Source organism: Flavobacterium sp. S87F.05.LMB.W.Kidney.N, from assembly GCF_004366435.1.
GTDB lineage: Bacteria > Bacteroidota > Bacteroidia > Flavobacteriales > Flavobacteriaceae > Flavobacterium.
Window position 1 is genome coordinate 60,863 of sequence record NZ_SODX01000002.1, and the last position, 23,963, is coordinate 84,825.

Here is a 23,963-nt window from a genome sequence, read left to right on the forward strand (position 1 = left end):
AGTAACAAAAAACTTAAAGAAGTGCTATAATTTGTTCAGCATCGCAATTTATAAATTCCTATTTTTGTGCGTAAGCCGTGATATGAACAACTTTATATTGATATTTATCTTTCTTTCCCTAGGTTTAGTTTTACAACACGTAAAACAATTTCCTACTCATATCTATAAGACACTTAATAAAATTGTTATTTATTTCTGTCTCCCTGCGATCACCTTATATCACATTCCGAAAATAAAATGGAGCAGTGAACTTTTGTTTCCAATAGGAGCAGGGTGGATTACTTATTTATTAGCCTTTGTGTTTTTTCATTTTTTAGGAAGAAGAAATGGCTGGTCTAATAAATTAATTGGATGCTTGATTTTGACAGCAGGACTAAGCAACAGTTCTTTTCTTGGTTATCCGATTATTGAAGCTTTATTTGGAAAAAAAGGTTTAGAAACGGCTGTATTGGTTGATCAGCCTGGGACTTTTGTTGTGGTTTCAACTCTTGGTGTTTTTACAGCAGCTTTTTATTCTAAAGGAAGCCCAAACGCTTTGGGAATTTTGAAAAAAATAATTCTGTTTCCGCCTTTTATCATGTTTGTTATATCATGTTTGATGAACATTTTCCAATTTGATTTACATGAAAATATTCAATCACTGTTATTGAAAATAGGCAGTTTAGTAACGCCTTTAGCTTTGCTTTCTGTTGGTCTCCAATTAACTTTTGATCGAAAAAGTCAGCATTGGAAATTCTTGAGACTGGGACTTTTCTTTAAGTTAATTTTAGTTCCTTTCATAATCTTTGTACTATATGTTTTTATTTTTAATCAACGCTCTGAAGTTATAAAAATCACTTTAATGGAAACTGCTATGGCTCCAATGATTACGGGTGCTATTTTAGCTTCAACTTATGGTTTAAAGCCCAAATTAAGCAGTATGATGATCGGTTTCGGAATTCCAATTTCATTTGTAACTCTTGCTGTTTGGTACTTCGTTTTAAGTTTTATTTAGTTTAAAATAGTAATTATATCGAGGAAGTAGAATTTTAACTTTTTTTTAATTCTATGTTGTTTTCTCAATGTATTTTTTAGTTAATTTTAGAGGAACTAAAAAAATTAAATTATGTCAACATTAAGATTAGGCGATATAGCTCCAGATTTCCATGCAGAAACCACGCAGGGACCAATTAATTTTCATGAATGGCTGGGAGATTCTTGGGGTGTATTATTTTCGCATCCAGCAGATTTTACTCCTGTTTGTACAACTGAATTAGGAACTGTAGCGAATTATGTTCCTGAATTTACTAAAAGAAATACGAAAGTTATTGCTTTGAGTGTAGATGGTTTGGAGTCGCACAAAGAGTGGATTAAAGATATCAACGAGACTCAAAATACAGAAGTTAATTTCCCTATCATTGCCGATGAAGATAAAAAAGTAGCTAATTTATACGATATGCTTCATCCAAATGCGAGTGATAAATTTACAGTACGTTCTGTTTTTGTTATCGGACCAGACAAAAAAATCAAATTGACTTTAACGTATCCAGCTTCGACAGGAAGAAATTTTGACGAATTGCTTCGTGTTATTGATAGTCTGCAGTTAACAGCAAATTATAGTGTTGCAACACCTGCAAACTGGAAAGATGGCGAAGATGTAGTTATTGCACCTGCAATTCCAGACAGCGACATTCCAGCGAAATTCCCAAAAGGACATACACCAATTAAACCTTATCTGCGTTTGACACCACAGCCGAATAAGTAACCTAAAGGTTCTAAGATACTAAGGCGCTAAGATGCTAAGTTTTTCTCTCGTAGAAGCTTACCATCTTAGCGCCTTAATTATATTAAAAGGAAACTTAGAATCTTAGTATCTCAGAAACTTAGCCCCTCAAAAAAAAACTATTTCACCGCTAATAAATCAGTCATCCTTTTTTTGTCACCAACCACCCAGAGAATATCGTTTTTCTCTAAGATTAAACTAGATTCTGGATTTAAGATACGATTTCCGTTTCGTTCGATTCCCACAACCATTCCGTCGGTTTTTGCTCTAAATTGCCCGATGCTTTTTTGAATGAATTCTTCCTGAGAAACTTCGAGCTGACGTAGTACAATATTAGTTTCTTCCACTTTTCCAGGTGCCTCAGTTTCATTCTGAGTTAAAAATTTAGTGAATTCAACAATTTGAGCATCTGTTCCAATTACGCAGATTTCATCTCCAGGAAATAGGCGTTCATTTTTTGTTGGAATTGGTATAGTAACTTCGCCTCTTTTGATATAGGCTATATTAATTCCTAATTGTTCCCTAATTTTTAATTCCTGTAACGTTTTACCAACTAAATTAGATTCTTTTTTAATTTCAAAAAAAGACATGTGACCGTCCCATGGCATTAAATTGGCATATCTTCTGTCTATTTTTTTGTTTTCGCGGTCATTAAGATTTTTCAAAAAGTGATTTTCAATTCTATGGTACTGCTCGTTCAGTTTTTTAGGGAAAATTTGATAGGCAGCAATAGCGATAATCAGTGCAACAAATGCTACTAAGGGAGAGAAGAAAATATTCAATAAAAATCCAACAAAAAATAATCCAAGGCTCATTCTAATTAAAATCAGCATTAAAAGGGCTCCACGATATTTTCGTTCTTCCCAAAGTATTTCTACTTCTTCCACTTTAACGCGTCGAAGCGATAGAGCCCATAAAAACGGCGCAATTATCACCAATGTTAGTAAGGCAGCTAAAGTATTTCCGAATCTAGTATCGGCTACTAACGGCGCTACAAATCGAGATGACAATAAAATAATAGCTGCAATAATTATAGTATGAAGAATAATTTGAGTGATTGAAGACCGCAATACAATCTGCCAAGTACTGACAGACTTAATTGCCTGCGCATTCACACTGTAGCGGTTGATATTTTTAACCCATTTTTTGGGCATTTTTGATTCTAAAAATTGAGCAAATGTTTCAGAATATTTGATTAAGAATGGAGTTGTAAAAGTTGTAACTGCCGATACTGCCACAATAATTGGGTACAAGAAATCGCTTGTTACTTTCAAAGTCATACCAAGCGTGGCAATAATAAATGAAAACTCTCCAATTTGCGCCAGACTCATTCCCGTTTGAACAGATTGTTTAAGAGGCTGACCAGAAATTAAGGCTCCTATAGAAGAACTAAATGCTTTTCCAAAAATAGTTATAAGCGTAATTAAAGCCACAGGAAGTGCATAAGTCACTAAAGTTCCCGGATTAATCAACATTCCTACGGATACAAAGAAAACCGCGCCAAATAAATCTTTTACAGGCTGAATTAAATGTTCGATTTTTTCTGCCATTGTAGTTTCAGCAATAATAGAACCCATGATAAATGCGCCTAAAGCTGGAGAAAAACCAACATTTGCAGCAAAAATAACCATCATTAAACAAAGTGCCAATGAAATTATCAAGAGCATTTCGTCTGTCATAAGATGTTTGGCTTTTTTAAAGATAGTTGGAATAATAAAAATTCCGCCTAAAAACCATATAATTAAAAAGAAAATCAATTTTAAAACCGATTGTAATAATTCACCTCCAGAAACTTGGTCGCTTACCGCAATCGTTGATAACAAAACAAGCATTAAAATGGCAACAATATCTTCAACAATTAAAGCTCCAAATACAATACCGACGAACTTTTTACCTTTTACACCCAATTCATCAAAAGCCCTGATAATAATAGTTGTAGACGAAATCGAAAGTGTTGCACCTAGAAAAATACTGTCCATTTTTCCCCAGCCCATCCACTGGCCAACACAGTAACCAATCAGCGTCATAAACATAATCTGGGTTATGGCGGTGATAGATGAAGTTCCTCCAACTTTCATTAGTTTCTTAAAACTAAATTCGAGTCCTAAACTAAATAGTAAAAATATAACCCCGATTTCTGCCCATACTTCGACACTCTTCATATCGGTTATGGATGGAAAAAAATCGAAATGGTTTCCAGCTAAGAATCCTGCAATCAGGTATCCTAAAACTAGAGGTTGTTTCATTTTTTTAAATAATAAAACGGCAATTCCAGCAGTCATAAGGATTAATCCTAAATCACTAATTAAAGGTTGTAGGTGATGTGTACTTTCGGCCGCGGCATTTAATGCAATCATATTAAAATGTGGTATTTTTTTAAGGAGCTGATCCAGCTTTTCATTACAAGCTTTTGTTCAAAAATGCCTATTTTTTTAACAGTTACAGGAGCTTCCGTTGGTCGCTCTGTACCTGCAAAAAAAATATGGCTTTTTTCACAAAAGGCTTTTCATTTCAATCTGGGCTAAACTCTGATTTAAATAAAAAAAGCTATCTCGATAAAGATAGCTTTTTTTGGTAAAATATTTTAAATTTTCTTTAGATTCCTGTGTAATTACTAGGTGTTATCTGCATTAATTCAGCCCTAACTGCATCAGAAACTTCCAAAGTAGCAATAAAATTATGAATTGCATTTTTGTCAATAGCTTCATTTGTTCTAGTCAAACCTTTAAGAGCTTCATACGGATTTGGGTAAGCTTCGCGGCGTAAAATTGTCTGAATTGCCTCAGCAACTACTGCCCAGTTTTTCTCTAAATCTTCAGCAAATTTACTTTCATTTAAAAGTAATTTATTTAAACCTTTCAAAGTAGCTTCAAAAGCAATAATTGTATGTCCAAACGGAACTCCGACATTACGTAAAACTGTACTGTCAGTTAAATCACGCTGTAACCTCGAGATTGGTAATTTTGCTGATAAGTGTTCAAAAATAGCATTTGCGATTCCTAAATTTCCTTCAGAATTTTCAAAATCAATCGGATTTACTTTGTGCGGCATTGCAGAAGAACCAATTTCTCCAGCTTTGATTTTTTGTTTGAAATAATCCATCGAAACATACGTCCAAATATCGCGGTCTAAATCGATGATAATTGTGTTGATTCTTTTTAAAGCATCAAAGAAAGCAGCGAAATGATCGTAATGTTCAATTTGAGTAGTTGGAAAAGAATGCTGTAAACCAAGATTAGTCTCAACAAATTTATTTCCAAATTGTTTCCAGTCAATCTGCGGGTAAGCCACATGATGCGCATTGAAGTTTCCTGTCGCACCGCCAAATTTAGCAGCAAACGGAATATTGAATAACAAACGCATCTGCTCTTCTAAACGTTCTACAAAAACCAAAAGTTCTTTTCCTAAACGGGTAGGAGAGGCAGGTTGTCCGTGCGTGCGTGCCAGCATGGGAATGTCTTTCCATTCAACGCTTAATTCCTTTAATTTAGAAATTACGGCAATTAAAGTTGGCATATAAACCTGCTCAAACGCTTCTTTTGTAGAAAGCGGAATAGCAGTATTATTAATATCTTGAGATGTTAATCCGAAGTGAATGAACTCTTTGTGTTGAGATAAACCTAATTTTTCAAAAGCATCTTTTATAAAGTACTCAACTGCTTTTACATCGTGGTTGGTTACTTTCTCTGTTTCCTTAATCCAAAGTGCATCTTCTGTAGAAAAGTTTTTGTAAATATTTCTTAAGCTGTCAAATAAACCTGAATCAATACCTTTTAATTGTGGTAAAGGAATTTCGCATAAAGCAATGAAGTATTCTACTTCAACTAATACACGATATTTTATTAAAGCTTCTTCAGAGAAAAAAGGGGCTAAATTTTGGGTTTTATTTCTATATCTTCCGTCAATTGGCGATATAGCATTCAGTTCGTTTAGAGTAGTCATTGTTATGTTGTTTTTCGAAAGGTGCAAATATAAACAGAATTTGCGGATTTAAAGTAATCAGAAAGTCAATTGGATAAATTTAAAAAGGGAGAAAAGAAAACATAACACAAATTTCACGAATTAACACGGATTTTTTGGCTGCTTGATAGATAATGCAAAGATTCATGTCAATTAGTGAAATTTGTGTCAATAAATTATGTGTTTAAATTGATTTTAATTTCTCTCTTAAATCTGCAACTCCTTCTGAAGCAAATTTTGCAATCGTTTCAACTTTGTTGCGAATATTCGGAATTGAAATTGGCTTTGGATCAATATAAAAAACTGGAGTTGTACTTGGAACATACGAAATTAAGCCCGCCGCAGGATAAACCTGAAGGGAAGTTCCAATTACAGCAAAATAATCTGCAGTTTCAGTTATATCGATAGCTTCTTCGAGAGCAGGAACTTCTTCGCCAAACCAAACAATATGAGGTCTGAGCTGATGTCCGTTTGCATCAAAATCTCCTGTATTTAAATCTTCGGTCCAATCTAGAATTAGATTTTTATTCTGAATGCTTCTCACTTTTAGCAATTCGCCATGTAAATGAAGCACTTTTGTACTTCCAGCTCGTTCATGTAAATCGTCAACATTTTGAGTGATAATATAAACATCAAAATCTTTTTCCAATTCAGCCAGAATAATATGGCCTAAATTTGGATTCACTTCTTTTAACTGCTGACGGCGTTTATTGTAAAAATCTAAAACTAATTCCTGATTTTTATACCAGCCTTCAGGAGTTGCAACTTCCATTACGTCATGTCCTTCCCACAAACCGTCACTGTCACGAAATGTTTTAATGCCGCTTTCTGCGCTGATTCCAGCTCCTGTTAAGACTACAAGTTTCTTTTTCATTTTTAAGGAGATTTTTTGATTCTCATTCAAAGATAATCAAATGAGAAATTTTTCAAATGAAATGGTTATTTTAGCGCGCTATTAAATTCAAAACATTTGAAAACGGAACTTAAGATTAAAATTCAAAGAAGTTTTTTAGATAATTATAAAAGAGATTTACATCTTCATCCTGATTTTATTAGCTTTGAAAACAAAGATTTAGTTGGAAGTGGAATCACATCTTTCAAAACAGATGAAATAAAAGAGTTTCGTTATGGTGTAACCTTGTATCAATATGATATTGTTTTCGGTCGTGATTTTCAGATTTTTATCAAAAATTTCAATGATGAAGTATTGAAGATTAATTTTAAAAGTTACTTTGGAATTAAAAAAAGTGAATACACTAAGATCTATGCTGAAATAATTAATACTGTTTGGGATTTATATTTTAAGCAAAAAGTAATTTTATTTATTAAAGCTTTTGAAGTGGGTGAGTCGTTTACTATTGGAGATGTTGATATTAATTCAGACGGTGTACTAATTACAATTTCAAAACTTTTGAAGCAAGAAAAGAAACTAATTAATTGGAAAGATATAGGAATTAGAAAATATACTACGTATGTTTCTATTTACTCACGAGAAAATCCATTAGATTTTAATCGTGGTTATTCCTATAAAGAAGATTGGAATACTTTTGTTTTATATGAAGTAATTCGCAATATATTGGAAAATAAAAATATTAATAATGATTGATTTAGATTACCTCGCATTTCTAGAAAATATCTTAACGGATAATAGAAAAAGCAATTTTTTGAAAGTTTTAGAAAACCGTACGAAGCATTTTACAGTTGCGGTAGAAGATGTTTTCCAGATGCATAATACAAGTGCAGTAATGCGAAGCTGCGAAGTTTTTGGAATTCAGGAATTGAACGTAATTGAACAGCGTTTCGGAAAAAGAATTGATAAAGAAATTGCTTTGGGTGCTCAAAAATGGGTAGATATCAATCGGTTTGATTCGGTTTCAGGATGTCTTTCTGATTTAAAAAGCAAAGGTTACCAGATCATTGCTACTACACCTCACGAAAACGACTGCATGCTGGAAGATTTTGATATTACAAAACCAAGTGCTTTATTTTTTGGAACAGAAAAAGAAGGTCTATCAAAAGAAATAATGGACAATGCCGATGGTTTCTTAAAAATACCAATGGTTGGTTTTACGGAAAGTTTAAATATTTCAGTTTCGGCAGCTATTGTTATTCAAAATTTGACGAATAGATTAAGAAGATCAGATATTAATTGGAAATTGACCGAAGAAGAAATTTTAGTAAAACGTCTGGATTGGGCTAAAAATTCTATTAAAGATATTAAACGAATTGAAGCGCGTTATTATCTGGAAAATCCGAGATAAAAAAGTCGCAGTTTACAGTCTCAGTCTTCAGTTTTGAGATGTTTAATTTAAAATATAAACGCTTAAAAAATAAAAAACCGACAGTTTTTGCTGTCGGTTTTTTTTATGGAATTTGAAGTATCAGTGTAAACTGTAAACAGTACTGAGACTGTAAACTGCGACTGAATACTTAGAATTTATTCATTTACAATAACCCAAGTTCCAGCAGCTAAAAGACTTTCTGCTTTTTTGAATTTCATTGTTTCTGTTTTACCAGTTGCAACTTCTTGAACTGTTACAGTATCGTTACGATTGATTTTTGGCATATCTCTCACGATAGTTTCAGTAACTTGACGTTGTTGTGTTTCTCCAGCTTCGCGATTAATATTTTCGCTGTTTGGAATTTCGTCTTTAGTTAATTGTAAATTTTCTTTTTGACGAATTTCTCTTGCTTCATGAATTTCAGGAGCGTTTTGAGCAGGTAAATCACCTTTGAATAAGAATGAGATAACTTCTTTATTAACGTTGTCTAACATTGATCTAAACAAGTTAAAAGCTTCTAATTTATAAATAAGCAATGGATCTTTTTGTTCGTGAACAGCCAATTGAACAGATTGTTTCAATTCGTCCATTTTGCGTAAGTGTTTTTTCCAAGCTTCATCAACGATAGAAAGTGTGATGTTTTTCTCGAAATCAGCAATTAATTGAGCACCTTCACTGTCGTACGCTTTTTTCAAGTCAGTAACCACATTCAAAGTTTTGATTCCGTCTGTAAAAGGAACTACAATTCTTTCGAAATGATTGTTTGGTTCTTCATAAACACCTTTAATGATTGGGAAAGCTTCTCTAGCGCTTCTTTCAGTTTTTTCTGTGTAGAATGCCAAAGCTTCTTTATAAACTTTTCCAGTGATTTCAATATCAGATGATTTCAAGAAATCTGCTTCTGAAATTGGAGATGTAATTCCGAAATAACGAATTAAATCAAAATCAAATCCTTTAAAATCATTTGCCACTTTATTATTACTTACGATTAATTCGCAAGTGTCATAAAGCATATTAGCGATATCCAGTTTCAAACGCTCTCCAAATAAAGCGTGGCGACGACGTTTGTAAACTACTTCACGCTGTGAGTTCATAACGTCATCATATTCTAATAAACGTTTACGAACACCAAAGTTGTTTTCTTCTACTTTTTTCTGAGCACGTTCGATAGATTTGGTCATCATAGAATGCTGAATAACTTCACCTTCTTTAAGTCCCATTCTGTCCATTACTTTAGCAACTCTTTCAGAACCAAATAAACGCATTAGGTTGTCTTCAAGAGAAACATAAAATTGAGAACTTCCTGGATCTCCCTGACGTCCTGCACGACCACGTAACTGTCTGTCTACACGACGAGAATCATGACGCTCTGTACCAACAATTGCTAAACCTCCCGCAGCTTTTACTTCTGGAGATAATTTAATATCGGTACCACGACCAGCCATGTTTGTTGCAATAGTTACAACTCCGGCTTTACCAGCTTCTTCAACTATTTGTGCCTCTTGTTTGTGCATTTTAGCATTCAAAACGTTATGAGTAACGCCTCTCATTTTCAACATTCGGCTTAATAATTCTGAAATCTCTACAGAAGTTGTTCCAATCAAAACTGGTCTTCCAGCGTTTGATAATTCAGTAACGTCTTCAATAACAGCGTTGAATTTCTCACGTGTTGTTTTGTAGATATAATCTTCTTTGTCATGTCTAGCAATTGGACGATTGGTTGGAATTTCAACAACATCCAATTTATAAATCTGCCATAACTCACCAGCTTCTGTAACTGCTGTACCTGTCATACCACCTAATTTGCTGTACATTCTGAAATAATTCTGTAATGTAACTGTAGCAAAAGTTTGTGTAGCAGCTTCAATTTTTACATTTTCTTTAGCTTCGATCGCTTGGTGTAAACCGTCAGAATAACGGCGTCCATCCATAATACGACCTGTCTGCTCATCGACAATCATAATTTTGTTGTCCATGATAACATATTCTACATCTTTTTCAAATAAAGCGTATGCTTTTAAAAGCTGAGTAAGAGTATGAATACGCTCACTTTTTACACCAAAATCTTGGAATAATCTTTCTTTAGCCTCTGCTTCAGAATCTTTATCAAGTTTTTGTTTTTCGATAGCAGCAATTTCTGTTCCAATGTCTGGTAAAACGAAGAAATCTGCATCAGTATCTCCAGAAAGGTATTTAATACCATTATCTGTTAATTCAACTTGATTGTTTTTTTCTTCAATCACAAAATACAAAGCTTCGTCAACTTTATGCATTTCACGATTGTTATCCTGCATATATTGATTTTCAGTTTTTTGAAGTAATTGTTTAATTCCTTCTTCACTTAAAAATTTAATTAATGCTTTATTTTTAGGTAAACTTCTATAAGCTCTTAATAATAAGAAACCACCTTCTTTAGTATTTCCTTCTTTAATTAATTTTTTAGCTTCAGCTAAGAAACCATTTGCTAACTGACGTTGTTGACTTACTAAGTTTTCGATTTTTGGTTTCAACTCATTAAATTCATGACGATCTCCCTGCGGAACTGGTCCTGAAATAATAAGCGGTGTTCTAGCATCATCAATTAATACAGAATCTACCTCGTCGACAATTGCGTAATTGTGTTTTCTCTGCACTAAATCGCTAGGCGAGTGTGCCATATTATCTCTTAAGTAGTCAAAACCAAATTCGTTGTTGGTTCCATAAGTAATATCTGCGTCGTAAGCTTTTTTTCTAGCTTCTGTACTTGGCTGGTGATTATCGATACAGTCAACAGTTAAACCGTGAAATTCGAATAAAGGTGCTTTCCATGTGCTATCACGTTTTGCTAAGTAGTCATTCACCGTTACTAAGTGAACTCCGTTTCCTGTCAAAGCATTTAAGTAAAGTGGAAGTGTAGCAACCAAAGTTTTACCTTCACCTGTCTGCATTTCGGCAACTTTACCTTCGTGCAATACCATACCACCAATTAACTGAACGTCATAGTGAATCATGTCCCAAGTGATATCTTTTCCAGCTGCATTCCATTTGTTAGCCCAAATTGCTTTTTCACCATCTATAGTAATGTATGGTTTTGTTGCTGAAAATTCGCGGTCTCTTGGAGTTGCAGTAACTTCAATATGTGAATTATCTTTAAAACGACGAGCCGTTTCTTTAACAACAGAAAAAGCTTCCGGAAGAATTTCCATTAAAGTTTTCTCAGAGATTTCATAGGCTTCTTTTTCAAGAGCATCTATTGCATCATAAATATCTTCTCTTTTGTCGATGTCTTCAATGTTTTCTACTTCCGCTTTAAGTGCAGCAATTTTAGCATCTTTTTCTGCTCTAGCTTCTTTTATTCTATCTTTAAAATATACGGTTCTCCCTCTTAATTCGTCATTAGATAGACTCATTAAGGTAGTTTCGAAGGTTTTAATTTTGTTTAAGTAAGGTTGTAAAGCTTTGACATCTTTCTGTGATTTATCACCTACAAAGACTTTAATAATACTGTTTATGAAACTCATGATTTATTGTATTTCTTTATTGTTTTAAATATGTATTTGAACCAAAAAAAAAGCCTCTGTGATGAGACTTTTTCCTTTGGTTTATTTTTTTAATATTCATCCTCATTCCAAAGATAATCTTCGTCTGTTGGATAATCAGGCCAAATTTCTTCCATTGATTCATATATCTCGCCTTCGTCTTCTATTGATTGAAGGTTTTCTACCACCTCTAATGGAGCACCAGCTCTAATAGCGTAGTCTATAAGTTCATCTTTGTTAGCAGGCCATGGCGCATCACTTAAATAAGATGCTAATTCTAATGTCCAATACATCTGTTATCTGTTTAGTTTGTGCAAAAATAAATTTTTTACTGAAAAAGACAAGTAAATTTTGATTTATTTTAATAAAATTTAAGAACGTCTCTTGTTAAATTCCAAAAAACAAATTTCAAATTCCAAAAAATGGGCTTGAAAGCCTACTCTTTAATCACCATATTGTAATATTGGATGATAATTTTGTCATTTGTAAATTCAAAGAATTTTGTTTTTTTCTTTGGAATTTGGAATTTAAAAATTTGGAATTTTAGAAAATTTATTTCCTAGGTATCCATTTCACTTCCTCCGCTTTTAAGTCAGACGACAACTTCCGTGCCAAGACAAAAAGATAGTCAGAAAGTCGGTTTAAGTATTGAATTGCTATTTCTGGTACATGTTCATTGTGGCTTAAATGAACAGCTAAACGTTCTGCTCTACGGCAAATACAACGTGCAATATGACAATGTGACACAGTTGGATGACCGCCTGGTAAAACAAAGTGAGTCATTGGCGGAAGACTTTCGTCCATTTTATCAATTTCTTTTTCTAATAATTCTATATCAGAATCAATTATTCCTAAATTTTTTAATCTCAGCTCGCCATTCTTCAAAACTTCTTTTTCTTGCGGCGTTGCCAAAATGGCACCAACAGTAAAAAGACGATCCTGAATTTCTATTAAAACTGTTTTATAATTTGAGTCGATTTCTTGGTCGCGAATAAGTCCTATATAGGAATTCAATTCATCAACAGTTCCGTAGCTGTCAATTCGAATGTGGTCTTTTGGTACACGAGTCCCTCCAAAAAGAGCCGTTGTTCCTTTATCGCCTGTTTTGGTGTATACTTTCATTTTTTTGAGATGCTAAGGTTCTGAGGTGCTATCCCGAAGCTTCGGGATTAAGTTTTTTTTCTAATCTAAAATCTAAAATCAGAAATCTACAATTATTTAGTTGTATCACTTTCAATTAGTCCGTCACGTAGACGAATTACACGATGCGCATAAGCCGCAATATCTTCTTCGTGAGTTACTAGAATTACCGTATTTCCCTGTTCGTGGATATCTCCAAATAATTTCATGATTTCTACAGAAGTTTTACTGTCTAAGTTTCCTGTAGGTTCATCTGCTAAAATAATCGAAGGTTTGTTGACTAAAGCTCTGGCAACAGCAACACGCTGGCGCTGTCCTCCAGAGAGCTGGTTCGGCTGGTGATCCATTCTGTCGGCTAGATTTACCTGTTTTAAAACTTCAGTTGCTCGTGCAATTCGATCAGATTTGCCGTAGCCGGCATAAATCATAGGAAGTGCAACATTATCAAGAGCTGTTGTTCTTGGCAGTAAATTAAATGTCTGAAATACAAAACCAATTTCTTTATTTCTGATTTCGGCTAATTCATCATCTCTCATTTGGCTGACATCTTTTCCATTTAATATATAATGTCCAGAAGTAGGTGTGTCTAAGCAGCCTAATAAATTCATTAATGTAGATTTTCCAGATCCAGAAGGCCCCATTAAAGCAACATATTCTCCTTTTTTTATTTCTAGATCTATTCCTTTTAATACATATACAATTTCGTTACCTAAAACAAAATTTCGTTTGATGTCCGTTATCTTAATTAATGGTTCAGCCATTTCTTTTTACAATTTTGGATTTAAAAGTACAAAACACTTTTGAATTAAAGAGATAAGTAGCTTATAATTGGTTTTTGTTACAAACGGATCTTTTCTTATATAGTGATAGTATATTTTAAACTGTTACGTAATTTTCGTATTAATTTATATAATTGTCATTATTTTTTATTTTTTACAGATTTAATATATTTTTAATATTAAAAATATGGTAATAATGTAATTTATGGGGTTTTGTTTTGGGTATCTTTGAAATGTAATTAATTAAATAATCAACATTATGAAGAATATTAAAATAACTGCAGTAATTGCATTAATGGCGTTAGGTTTTACGTCATGTAAAGATGAAAAACAAGAAAAAGCACAGCGAACAATTGACTCTTATGTAACCTACGTAGATTCGGTTAAAAATGTTAAAGCCGAAGATTTAAAAGAAAATTGGAATGCTGTAGAAGCAGAATATGACAGAAGAGCGGCAGAGGCTAGTTTAGCTTTAGCAGATATTAAAGACAACGCTGCTCAAACTGAAAAAATAAATACAAGTAAAGCAAAATACGAGGACTTTAAAAATGAAATGACCACCCTTTTGGCCCCGCCAGCTCCAAGTCCTAAACAACAATTGAGAAATGCTTTATTTGGTGAAGGAAAAATTGGAGACGATATGAGTTTTAGCTGGGTTAACGCTCAGAATATTCACAGCGTTTACCAACAATTTGTACATACAGTTGAAAACAATAAAGATAGTTATTCTAGAGAAGACTGGGATGAAATTAAATTATTGTATGAAGCACTTGACAGCAGAAAAAATACTGTTGAAAAAGAAGGACTTTCGTCTGAAGATAACAGAAAAATTGCTGGTTTAAAAATCAAATTTGCACCAATGTACACTGTTAACAGAATGGGAGCAAAATCTGAAGAGAATAAAGAAGCAAAAAAATAAAAAATATTTTTTTGAATTAGTATAAAAAAAGGCAATCAGAGATGATTGCCTTTTTTTATTTATGCTCTTATTATAAAGTGTTCTTTTTCCTGTTCACGTCTAAAGAAAACAAATCCCCATTGGAAAGTATCTATTGTTACTTTTACCTTTGGATGATTTTTTATAATCTCCCAGGTTTCCTCCATTTCTGGAGACCAATGAATATCATCAAAAATCCAAACAGAATCATTGTCAATCGTTGGTAATAAAAGTTCAAAATAGTTTAAAGTCGCTTTTTTTGAATGATTACCATCAAAATAGATCAGATTGTAAGTTGTTGATTGTAGATTTTCGGAAATTAAAAAAGATTCAAATTCAGAAATTATATTTTCAACATTTGTACAATCGAATTCATTCAGTTGATTTTTGGCAATATTTGCTGTATTCGGACAGCCTTCTATAGTTATTACTTTTGCTTTGGGATTTCCTAAAGCTAAAGCAGAAGTTGCTAAACCAAGTGATGTTCCTATCTCCAGAATATTTTTAGGTTGAAAATAATTGGATATTCGAAATAATAATTCGGCACGTTTAGGTGAAATTCCCGCTGTTTTAGCAATTTTCGAAATTTGTCTTTTGTTTGATTTAAAAACTTTAGAGCCTGCTCCAAAATCAGTTACTTCAATGAAACTTTTATTACTGAGAAGTGATTTTCGATATTTCTTAAGAATTGAATATTCTGGCTTTTGTTTCTTATCATAAAAACATTTTGTCAGTAAACTAAAAACAAAAGGCGAGTGAACCGCATGTTCGTTTTTAGAATTCCACAAAAATTTTAGATAAGATTTTATTTGAAAGAGCATTATTTTTCTAATAGTTCTTAAAATGGCATTAGTTTACTGCAATAATCTTTACATCAAACACAAGTACAGATCCTCCAGGAATTCCTCTGTCAGTATAACTTCCATATCCTAGGTGAGACGGTATTAGTAAAACACCACTACCACCTTCTTTAAAAAATGGAATTCCTTCCTGCCAGCCTAGTATTACACGATTTAAAGGAAAAGTTGATCCAGAAATTGGGCTTTGATCAAAAGTAGTTCCGCTTGTGTAATAACCTTTATAAACTACTGTAACTGTAGATGCTGTTGTTGGTTGTTTTCCTGTTCCTTCTTCATTAACAATATAATACAATCCTGAACTTGTTCTCTTTGCAGTTAAGTTATTTTTTGCTAAATAATCTGTGATTTCTTTTTCATTTTCAGCCGTAAAATCTTTAGGCTTTATCAAGTCATCAGAACTAGAGCAGGAAACAAAAAGTGTTAAAGTGAATAATGCAGTTAATAATTTTTTCATGTGGTATTTATTTTTAAAGTCGTAAATATATAAAAATTAGATTTCAGTCTCAGTTTAAAACCTGAAACCTGAAAACTAAAAATTACCCTTCAATCTTTGCCGAAAGCTCAAACCAGCGTTCTTCTTTTGCGTCTATTTTCTTTATGATATTTTGCAATTCATTTGCTTTCTTTTCAATATCAGCATCGGCAACTTTTCCGTCAGAGAATAACTGTTCAATTTTAGTTTTTTCGATTTCTAAATCTTTGATTTCTCTTTCGATTTTTTGATATTCTTTTTGCTCGTTAAAGCTTAAATTTCCTGTAGGATTGTTTTGTTTCCAATCTTTCTTTTCGGCTTTGTTTTCTTCTTTTTGAGCAACGTCGGCACTGTCTTCATAAGCTCTAAAATCAGAGTAGTTTCCTGGAAAATTCTCAATTTCACCCTGTCCTCTAAATACAAATAAGTGATCGACAATTTTATCCATAAAGTAACGGTCGTGCGACACTACCAATAAACATCCCGGATAATCTAAAAGGAAACTTTCAAGAACATTCAGCGTTACAATATCCAAATCGTTTGTTGGCTCATCGAGAATCAAAAAGTTCGGATTCTGAATTAAAACGGTACATAAATACAATCGTTTCAATTCTCCACCGCTCAGTTTCTCCACATAATCGTATTGTTTTTTTGCATCGAATAGAAAACGTTCTAACAATTGCGAAGCAGAAATAATTTTTCCTTTTGCCAACGGAATATATTCGCCGTATTCTTTAATGATATCAATAACACGCTGTCCTGGTTTTGGATTGATTCCAGATTGTGTGTAATAACCAATTTTAATGGTATCTCCTTTTACAACACGTCCATTGTCGGGCGGAATTGTTCCTGTCAACAAATTTAGAAAAGTAGATTTTCCTGTTCCGTTTTTACCAATAATTCCGATTCTTTCGCCACGCTGAAAATCGAAACTAAAATTGTCTAGAATAACTTTGTCTTTGAATTTTTTAGAAAGTTTATGAAGCTCGATAATCTTGCTTCCCATTCTTTCCATATTAATTTCAAGTTCTACCTTGTTTTCTTTTCTACGGCTTTGTGCTTTTTCTTTAATTACATAAAAGTCATCCTGACGAGATTTAGATTTGGTTGTTCTCGCTTTTGGCTGGCGGCGCATCCATTCTAATTCTTTTACAAATAAGTTTTTAGCTTTATCAATGCTAGAGTTTTCAGAAGTTATTCTTTCTTCTTTTTTCTCTAAATAATAAGAGTAATTTCCTTTGTATTGGTATAATTTTCCGTTATCAAGCTCAATGATTTCGTTACATACACGCTCTAAAAAGAAACGGTCGTGCGTAACCATAAACAACGTAATATTTTCTTTAGCAAAATAACTTTCCAGCCATTCGATCATTTCAAGATCTAAATGGTTGGTTGGCTCATCTAGAATCAACAAATCTGGTCGATTGATTAATATAATAGCCAATGAAAGACGTTTTTTTTGCCCTCCTGAAAGATTTTTTACTTTAAGTTTAAAATCTTCTAGTTTTAATTTGAATAAAATCTGCTTGTACTGCGTTTCAAAATCCCACGCATTATGCTGATCCATTCCGTCAAAAGCCTTTTGATAAGCCTCTTCATCATTTGGGTTTTCAAGCGCTTTTTCGTAAGCCTCAATTATCTTTAGAGTTTCGTTATCTGAAGCAAAAATGCTTTCTTCAATCGTTAATTCATCTTGCAGATTATTGTCTTGCGATAGAAACGCCATTCTGATTCCCTTTCTCAGCACAACTTGTCCTGTATCTGGTTCGTCCAAACCATTAATAATGCTCATAATGGTGGTTTTACCAGAACCATTTTTGGCAATAAAAGCAATTTTTTGGTCTTTGTTGATTCCAAAAGAAATGTTGTCAAAAAGGACTCTTTCGCCAAATGACTTTGATATGTTTTCTACAGATAAGTAATTCATGAAGATCTTTAACTGATATTTCAGTTTTTATTAATTAAAATTCTAAATATTGCGCAAAGATAGGCTTTTGCATCAGAGAAAAAAAACAGACTTAAAAGCTCTATATCTTTGATTTTGTAAACCTATAACAAGTCCTTCACTAAAAACAGTTTTAAAAATAGATTGTAACGTTTTAAGATTATCTCCGACATATTTAAAAACTTAATTTCTTAAATATGAGTGAGAAAGAGATAAAATCGGGCAGTTTTGAAGATTTTAAAATAAACACTAAAATCAAACTTGCTGCATTGTGGACTTCGGTAATGTTTTGCTACATATATGGAGATTATTTTTCATTGTATGTTCCAAATAAAGTAAAAGATTTTATAAATGGTGAAACGCTTCTTGATTCTCCAGTAAGATTATTTCTTGCCACAATTTTAATGACAATTCCAGCTTTAATGATTTTTGCCTCTGTTATTTTAAAACCAAAAATAAATAGACTGCTAAATATTGTTTTTGGAGTTATTTATACACTCATAATGTTATTAATTGCTTTTACCACAATGAAACCTTGGTGGAGTTTTTATGTTTTTTTGGCATTTATAGAAAGTATACTTACAGCTATAATTGTCTGGTTTGCATTTAAATGGCCAAGATATATTTAATTTTAAAAAGATAAAAGATGACTCAAGAATCAAAAATATCGTTTACTAATACAGGAAGAATTGCAGGTTTGTTATACTTAGTTGTTGTAATAACCGGAATTTTTAGTTTAGGATATGTTCCCTCAAAATTAATTGTTTGGAACAATGCATCTGAAACTTTTAATAATATTGTGAATTCTGAATTTCTTTTTAGACTTGGAATCGTCAGCAGTTTAATCTGCTATACCTTCTTTTTGTTTTTGCCTTTGGTTTTATATAAATTACTCAGGTCTTTTAATAAAACATATGCCAGATATATGGTTGTTTTAGCTGTTGTAAGTGTGCCAATTTCCTTTGTAAATATGTTGAACAAATTTGCGGTTTTGTCTATTATTAATTCGGGAGAACAAAAAAAAGATCTCGTAATGTTTTACCTCAATCAATATGATTACGGAAATTTAATTGTTCAGATTTTTTGGGGACTTTGGTTGTTTCCTTTTGGATACTTAGTTTTTAAATCAGGAGTAATTCCAAAATTTTTAGGAATTTTATTAATGCTTGGCTGTTTGGGATATTTAATAAATTTCTTGGGCAACACATTATTATCTAATTATTCTGAACTCGGAATATCATCTTACGTAAGACTTCCGGCAAGCATTGGAGAAATCGGAACTTGTTTTTGGCTCTTAATAATGGGGGCGAAAAACAAAGTTATTGTTGCCGATTGATGTATTGATTTAAAATTGGACTCAAATCTAAATAATGAATTTGCTGCTTCACATTTATCACAGGTTTGCGAACCAGAGCTTCATTCGTTAAAAAATAATGAAGACCATCTTTAGTTGTAATTCCTTCAATTTGATGAAAAGGGAGTTTTAAATCTATTCTTCTTTTATTTCCAGACAAAAAATCCTGATTTTTAAAATCGTAAAGCAGGTATAAAAATGGTTTTCCGACTTTAGTATACCCGCATAAAACAATCAAGTTTTTATTTGCTACATAAGTCGCGCCAGTTACCAAACCTTTTGTATCAAGTGTAGTTTTGTGTTTTGCAACCTGCGATCCAGTTTGATTGGGGAGGACGTAAATATTGGTTTTAGAAGATTTCCATTGTTTAGTAAACAAATAAATACTGTCTTTAGAAACAATAAAAGCTTCACAGTCAAAATCGGTTTTATTGGATTTTGAAGCAGAAAAATCCGTTTGATCAGCATAAGAAAATGAAATTGTTTCAATCTTAAGATTTTCTTCCAAAAACGATTTTTTTTCAATTTTAAAGATCTTAAGATTAGATCGGTTTCCAGAATAATTATTGCCAAAATCACCTATATAAATATGTGAGCTGTCTTGGGTAATTTCTTCCCAATCGTAATTTGTTGCTTCATTAAGAATGATTTTTCTTTTGATTCTTCCTAAAGAATCCAATCCGTAAATCGTTTTATCGTGATCGTCGTTATGCGTCCAAAGTAAATTTTCGAAAGCAATTAATCCTGAAGTTTCTCTTATAGAATCGCTTAAGATTTTCGAATATTCTGGTTTAAGTTTTAAATATTTATAAGTACAACTGCCATCATTTTGTGTAGCATTCGAATTGTAATTTTCTGCTCGAGAATCTATACAGAGCGAGATTTGACTGTAGGTCGAAGTAACAATTAAGAAAAAGAATACTATAACTTTTTTCATTTAAAGTCGCGTTTTAGGCATTGCAAAAATAGCTTTTAATGTTCAAAAAGCAGCTTTAAACTATTTTAAATGCAAATCTATATTTTTTTATTCTACTTTTTTGTAAGAGGAACAATACGTCTTTTTTATATTAAAATAAGACATTTCTTTCATTTTTGTTTTTTGATGCTGTTTTACTAAACTACTTTTGCAAAAAAATTAAAAGGACTCGTGGATAAATGAGATGATTTATTAAGAGTATTTTTTAATAGAATTTTAATCTGAATCTGACTTTTGTGAGTGGGAGAAGCGAAGCTATGCTTATAAATAACTAATTTTTTAAATATGACGATAGGAATAACATTTAGCGCTTTTGATTTACTACATGCTGGTCATATTAAAATGCTGGAAGAAGCCAAAAGACAATGTGATTATTTAATTGTGGGATTACAAATAGATCCGGCTTTAGATCGCCCTGAAAAAAATAGTCCGACACAAACAGTTGTTGAAAGGTACATTCAACTTAAGGGATGCAAATTTGTAGATGAAATTATTCCTTATGCTACAGAACAGGATTTAGAAGATATCCTGAGATCGCATAAAATAGATGTTCGAATTATTGGTGAGGAATATCAAAATAAAAACTTTACTGGAAGAAATTACTGTGAGGAAAAAGGAATTAAACTTCACTTTAATAAACGAGATCATCGTTTTTCAAGTAGTGGACTAAGAAAAGAAGTTGCTGTTAGGGAATTGGCAAAAGTCTAAATCTTCGTCATTTAAAATTTATTTAAAATGTCAAAAAGAAAAATTATTTATACATCTGGAACATTTGATATGTTTCATTCTAATCATTTAAAAATGATTAAATATGCCAGAGGGTTAGGTGAAGTGCTAATTGTAGGAGTAAGTACAGATGAGTTGGTTTGCTCTTATAAAAAAGCGCCCATTATTCCTTTTGAGGAGCGTTTGGCAATTTTAGAATCTTTAAAATATCCTGATATTGTAGTACCGCAAAAATCGTTGGATCATACCGAGTTAATTAAAAATCTTAATATAGATTCATTTGTAGTTGGTGATGATTGGGTTGGGAAATATGATTACTTAAGAGAATTAGGCATTCAAGTTTTTTATTTTCCCTATGGAGAAGGCATTTCTTCTTCTAAATTAAAAGAAGAGATTTTTCATAAATATAAAGAATTGAAAAAGGTTAGTGACAAACATTCAAATCCAGAAATTAAGTGAAAACGGCATTTATAACGGGTGGTACTAAAGGCATAGGTAAATCGGTTGTTGAGCGTTTATTGGAAGAGGGATGGAATGTAATTATTACGTATTTGTCTGATGAAGAAGCAGCAAAAAAAATACTATATAATTTGCAGATTATATATCCTCAATTAAAAATCGATGTTTTAAGAGTTGATTGTGGAAATCTAAATTCGATTGTTATTATTGAAAATTATCTCAAAAGAAATAATATTTATCTAGATGCGATTTTGTTCAATACTGGTGCAACCGACAGGTCTGTTTTTTCTGAAATTTCTGTTGAAAACTGGCAGCACGTTTTTGATGTAAATGTGAATTTTCCAACTTTTTTATTACAAAGACTAATGTCTAGACTTAAAAATAACTCAAGTATTACTTTTACGGGTTCATTGATGGGGGTTCATCCGCATTCCTTATCTCTGTCCTACGGTGTAACAAAGGCTGCAGTACATGCATTAGTAAAAAACTTGGTTAAAGTTCTGTCTGATAGAAAAATTAGAGTAAATGCAATCGCCCCAGGCTTTGTAAGTACTGAATGGCAGAATGCAAAACCAAAAGAGCAGAAAATAAGTATAAATAAAAAAATTGCCTTGGAGCGTTTTTGCGAACCATCAGAATTAGCAGATGCATATTTGTTTTTAATTAACAACAGTTATGTTAATGGAGAAATTCTTGTTGTTGATGGCGGATATGCTGCGTCCTAATTTATAGATTAATACCATGTTTTTTAAAAAGATAAATTTAAGTTCTTCTTTAATATCTAATTTTTTTTCTTTAGTAATACTTCAAGGAGCTAATTATATATTTCCATTACTAACTATTCCTTTTTTATTTAGAACATTAGGAGTAGATACTTTTGGTTTAATAAATTTTGCTTCAGCATTTGCACAGTATTTTGTGATTTTAACTGACTTTGGATTTAATTTGTCGGGAGTTCAGTTTATTTCTGCAAATAGAGGTAATAAAGAATTACGTGATACATTTTTTGTAAATGTATTAATCTCTCAATTGTTTTTGTTTTTTATAGGTTTAATTATTTTACTCTTAGTGCTTTTTATTTTTGACAAGTTTAGTCATAATAAATGGTTGTACTTATTATCTTATTTAACAGTATTTGGGACAGTGCTTTTACCAACCTGGTTTTTTCAAGGAATGGAGGAAATGAAATATATAACCAAAATTAATATTGCAACTCGAACACTGGCGATTATCCCGATTTTTTTTCTTGTAAAATCCGATGCAGATTATTTATTAGTACCATTTTTTTATGGATTAGGATCTGTGGCCTCAGGAGTTATAGCGCTCTATACAGCTAAAACTCGTTTCGAAGTGAATTTGTGTTTAGCAAAAGTTTCATTATCTGCAATAAAAAAATGTCTTAAAGATAGTTCAGATTTTTTCGTTTCAAGAATTTCAGTTTCAATATATACTGTAAGCAATACATTCGTATTGGGATTGGTGCTGGGGAATGTTGCGGTTGGTTATTACGCTGCAGCAGAAAAATTATATCTGGCGCTACAAAGTATGTTTGGCCCTCTAAATAATGCTTTGTATCCGTATATGATTAAAAATAGGGATATAGTAGTGTTTAAAAAGATTTTTATTACTGTATTAGTAATTAATTGTATTGTGCTGCCTGTTTGTATTTACAATTCTGATTTTATCATGCAACTGGTTTATAAGAATGTTGCAATAGAAAGTGTAAATGTTTTAAAAATTCTTTTTGGGGTGTGTCTTATTTCGGTTCCTTCAATTCTTTTAGGTTATCCTTTATTGGGAGCTTTTGGGCATGCCAGATATACTAATCGTACTGTAATTATTGCCTCTTTTTTTCACGTTGCAATGTTAGTACTGTTATTATTTATTAATTCAATTACTGTTTATTCTGTTGCAAGTTTGGTTGTTTTGACTGAGTTGTTTGTCTTAGGGTTAAGAGCAAATGGAGTTAGACGATTAATTTTTGAAAATTAAAAATGGAAGATTTAAGTTCCTATAACCCGGAAGGTTCTACATTAAGAAGGGCGCAAATGCGCATGCTAGAGATTGCAGTTGAATTTGACAGAATTTGTCAGAGAAACAATATTACTTATTGGCTAATGTCAGGCACGTTACTGGGAGCACGCAGACATGGAGGGTTTATTCCGTGGGATGATGATTTTGATGTAGGTGTGAAAAGAGACGATTATCAAAGATTGCTTGATTGTTTAGAAAATGAATTACCGGATTTTTTAAAACTGCAAACACAAAAAACAGATCAGGGGCATCCTTATTTTTATGCAAAAATACGAGATTTAAATTCTTTGATTATGGAAGATCATTGTTCACACAGAAATTATAAATATAATGGATTATTTATAGATGTTTTTCCATTTGAGTCTATTTGTTTACCAAAAAAAAGTAAGCTTCTTTTTGATTCGTTTTATAGCAAATTTAGATTTGAATTTAAAAAAGGTATTTTATGGAGTGGAGTATCTTCCTTTTTTTATCACATTTCTTTATTGATTCTTCCAGTCTTACGATTAGTAGGAAAAATGGTTGAAAATAGATACTCACATGCTTATGGTATAGGTTTTTTTGCCCCTCATAAAATTACCACTTGTTTTCCTGTCTGCAAAGTTAAATTTGAGCATTATGAATTTAATGCACCCAATAATATTGATCAATATCTCACGGATGAATATGGCAATTTTATGGTAATACCGCCAAAAGAAAAGAGATTTATCCATTCTTCCAAAATAGAGTTATTTAATTAAGAGTTCAAAAATAAATCAA

General features: G+C 32.2%; 23 protein-coding genes. 12 read left to right on the forward strand and 11 right to left on the reverse strand.

Annotated elements, in window-relative coordinates; all coding sequences use genetic code 11:
• Positions 1-82 precede the first annotated feature (82 nt).
• Together EDB96_RS06105 and EDB96_RS06110 are read left to right on the forward strand one after the other, a co-directional pair.
• Positions 83-994, forward strand: a complete 912-nt coding sequence (locus EDB96_RS06105) for an AEC family transporter (protein ID WP_134139733.1) — start codon at positions 83-85, stop codon at positions 992-994.
• Positions 995-1,105: 111 nt separating this feature from the next.
• A complete protein-coding gene (locus EDB96_RS06110) occupies positions 1,106-1,744 on the forward strand; it encodes a peroxiredoxin (protein WP_134139734.1) in 639 nt (212 codons plus the stop codon).
• Positions 1,745-1,881: 137 nt separating this feature from the next.
• Here EDB96_RS06110 and EDB96_RS06115 read toward each other — a convergent pair whose 3' ends face one another.
• From EDB96_RS06115 to EDB96_RS06125, 3 genes are all read right to left on the reverse strand, one after another.
• Complete coding sequence (locus tag EDB96_RS06115) at positions 1,882-4,119, reverse strand: cation:proton antiporter (RefSeq protein WP_057116910.1); 2,238 nt, start codon at positions 4,117-4,119, stop codon at positions 1,882-1,884.
• A 238-nt stretch (positions 4,120-4,357) separates the two neighbouring features.
• Positions 4,358-5,704, reverse strand: a complete 1,347-nt coding sequence (purB, locus tag EDB96_RS06120) for an adenylosuccinate lyase (protein ID WP_134139736.1) — start codon at positions 5,702-5,704, stop codon at positions 4,358-4,360.
• Positions 5,705-5,906: 202 nt separating this feature from the next.
• Positions 5,907-6,596: an SIR2 family NAD-dependent protein deacylase gene (locus EDB96_RS06125; RefSeq protein ID WP_134139737.1), complete on the reverse strand. Its 690-nt coding sequence runs from the start codon at positions 6,594-6,596 to the stop codon at positions 5,907-5,909.
• Positions 6,597-6,692: 96 nt separating this feature from the next.
• Between EDB96_RS06125 and EDB96_RS06130 the strand changes: the two genes are divergently transcribed.
• Both EDB96_RS06130 and EDB96_RS06135 read left to right on the forward strand, forming a co-directional pair.
• Positions 6,693-7,328 (forward strand): hypothetical protein, encoded by a 636-nt coding sequence (locus EDB96_RS06130; RefSeq protein WP_134139738.1) that lies wholly within the window; start codon positions 6,693-6,695, stop codon positions 7,326-7,328.
• Entirely contained in the window at positions 7,321-7,983 is a 663-nt protein-coding gene (locus EDB96_RS06135; RefSeq protein ID WP_134139740.1) for a TrmH family RNA methyltransferase, read from the forward strand. Before EDB96_RS06130 ends, EDB96_RS06135 begins: the two co-directional genes overlap by 8 nt.
• 176 nt (positions 7,984-8,159) lie before the next feature.
• On the opposite strand, the gene secA is transcribed toward EDB96_RS06135, so the two are convergent.
• The 4 genes from secA to EDB96_RS06155 all read right to left on the reverse strand — a co-directional run bounded on the left by secA (position 8,160) and on the right by EDB96_RS06155 (position 13,423).
• A complete protein-coding gene (secA, locus tag EDB96_RS06140) occupies positions 8,160-11,504 on the reverse strand; it encodes a preprotein translocase subunit SecA (RefSeq protein ID WP_134139741.1) in 3,345 nt (1,114 codons plus the stop codon).
• Positions 11,505-11,593: 89 nt separating this feature from the next.
• Entirely contained in the window at positions 11,594-11,815 is a 222-nt protein-coding gene (locus EDB96_RS06145) for a DUF2795 domain-containing protein (RefSeq protein ID WP_007138072.1), read from the reverse strand.
• Between the two features lie 259 nt (positions 11,816-12,074).
• The gene (locus EDB96_RS06150) at positions 12,075-12,644 is read right to left on the reverse strand and encodes a cob(I)yrinic acid a,c-diamide adenosyltransferase (RefSeq protein ID WP_057116905.1); all 570 of its coding nucleotides are present in this window, start codon (positions 12,642-12,644) and stop codon (positions 12,075-12,077) included.
• A 92-nt stretch (positions 12,645-12,736) separates the two neighbouring features.
• The gene (locus tag EDB96_RS06155) at positions 12,737-13,423 is read right to left on the reverse strand and encodes an ABC transporter ATP-binding protein (RefSeq protein ID WP_057116904.1); all 687 of its coding nucleotides are present in this window, start codon (positions 13,421-13,423) and stop codon (positions 12,737-12,739) included.
• Positions 13,424-13,700: 277 nt separating this feature from the next.
• Here EDB96_RS06155 and EDB96_RS06160 point away from each other — a divergent pair, with 277 nt between their 5' ends.
• Positions 13,701-14,360, forward strand: coding sequence for a DUF6565 domain-containing protein (locus tag EDB96_RS06160; protein WP_057116903.1), 660 nt, complete (start codon positions 13,701-13,703; stop codon positions 14,358-14,360).
• Between the two features lie 59 nt (positions 14,361-14,419).
• On the opposite strand, the gene EDB96_RS06165 is transcribed toward EDB96_RS06160, so the two are convergent.
• The 3 genes from EDB96_RS06165 to EDB96_RS06175 all read right to left on the reverse strand — a co-directional run bounded on the left by EDB96_RS06165 (position 14,420) and on the right by EDB96_RS06175 (position 17,637).
• Complete coding sequence (locus EDB96_RS06165) at positions 14,420-15,199, reverse strand: O-methyltransferase (RefSeq protein WP_134139742.1); 780 nt, start codon at positions 15,197-15,199, stop codon at positions 14,420-14,422.
• 28 nt (positions 15,200-15,227) lie between these two features.
• Complete coding sequence (locus EDB96_RS06170; RefSeq protein ID WP_057116901.1) at positions 15,228-15,692, reverse strand: FKBP-type peptidyl-prolyl cis-trans isomerase; 465 nt, start codon at positions 15,690-15,692, stop codon at positions 15,228-15,230.
• 82 nt (positions 15,693-15,774) lie between these two features.
• Positions 15,775-17,637 (reverse strand): ABC-F family ATP-binding cassette domain-containing protein, encoded by a 1,863-nt coding sequence (locus EDB96_RS06175; RefSeq protein ID WP_057116900.1) that lies wholly within the window; start codon positions 17,635-17,637, stop codon positions 15,775-15,777.
• Positions 17,638-17,852: 215 nt separating this feature from the next.
• Between EDB96_RS06175 and EDB96_RS06180 the strand changes: the two genes are divergently transcribed.
• Both EDB96_RS06180 and EDB96_RS06185 read left to right on the forward strand, forming a co-directional pair.
• A complete protein-coding gene (locus EDB96_RS06180) occupies positions 17,853-18,284 on the forward strand; it encodes a DUF6326 family protein (protein ID WP_134139744.1) in 432 nt (143 codons plus the stop codon).
• Between the two features lie 17 nt (positions 18,285-18,301).
• A complete protein-coding gene (locus tag EDB96_RS06185; RefSeq protein WP_057116898.1) occupies positions 18,302-18,991 on the forward strand; it encodes a DUF4386 domain-containing protein in 690 nt (229 codons plus the stop codon).
• Here EDB96_RS06185 and EDB96_RS06190 read toward each other — a convergent pair.
• On the reverse strand, positions 18,975-19,946 hold the full coding sequence (locus EDB96_RS06190; RefSeq protein ID WP_134139745.1) for a T9SS C-terminal target domain-containing protein: 972 nt from the start codon (positions 19,944-19,946) through the stop codon (positions 18,975-18,977). The genes EDB96_RS06185 and EDB96_RS06190 overlap by 17 nt on opposite strands.
• A 324-nt stretch (positions 19,947-20,270) precedes the next feature.
• On the opposite strand from EDB96_RS06190, the gene EDB96_RS06195 reads away from it, so the two are divergent.
• Genes EDB96_RS06195 through EDB96_RS06215 form a run of 5 tightly spaced genes read left to right on the forward strand, consistent with a single transcriptional unit; the run spans position 20,271 to position 23,944 of the window.
• Positions 20,271-20,693, forward strand: a complete 423-nt coding sequence (locus EDB96_RS06195; RefSeq protein ID WP_134139747.1) for an adenylyltransferase/cytidyltransferase family protein — start codon at positions 20,271-20,273, stop codon at positions 20,691-20,693.
• 27 nt (positions 20,694-20,720) lie between these two features.
• Positions 20,721-21,170, forward strand: coding sequence for an adenylyltransferase/cytidyltransferase family protein (locus EDB96_RS06200; protein WP_057116895.1), 450 nt, complete (start codon positions 20,721-20,723; stop codon positions 21,168-21,170).
• The gene (locus EDB96_RS06205) at positions 21,167-21,895 is read left to right on the forward strand and encodes an SDR family NAD(P)-dependent oxidoreductase (RefSeq protein WP_057116894.1); all 729 of its coding nucleotides are present in this window, start codon (positions 21,167-21,169) and stop codon (positions 21,893-21,895) included. The genes EDB96_RS06200 and EDB96_RS06205 overlap by 4 nt, the downstream gene beginning before the upstream one ends.
• 16 nt (positions 21,896-21,911) lie before the next feature.
• Complete coding sequence (locus tag EDB96_RS06210; RefSeq protein ID WP_134139749.1) at positions 21,912-23,162, forward strand: oligosaccharide flippase family protein; 1,251 nt, start codon at positions 21,912-21,914, stop codon at positions 23,160-23,162.
• Between the two features lie 2 nt (positions 23,163-23,164).
• Positions 23,165-23,944: a phosphorylcholine transferase LicD gene (locus tag EDB96_RS06215; RefSeq protein ID WP_057116893.1), complete on the forward strand. Its 780-nt coding sequence runs from the start codon at positions 23,165-23,167 to the stop codon at positions 23,942-23,944.
• The last annotated feature ends 19 nt before the right edge of the window (positions 23,945-23,963 follow it).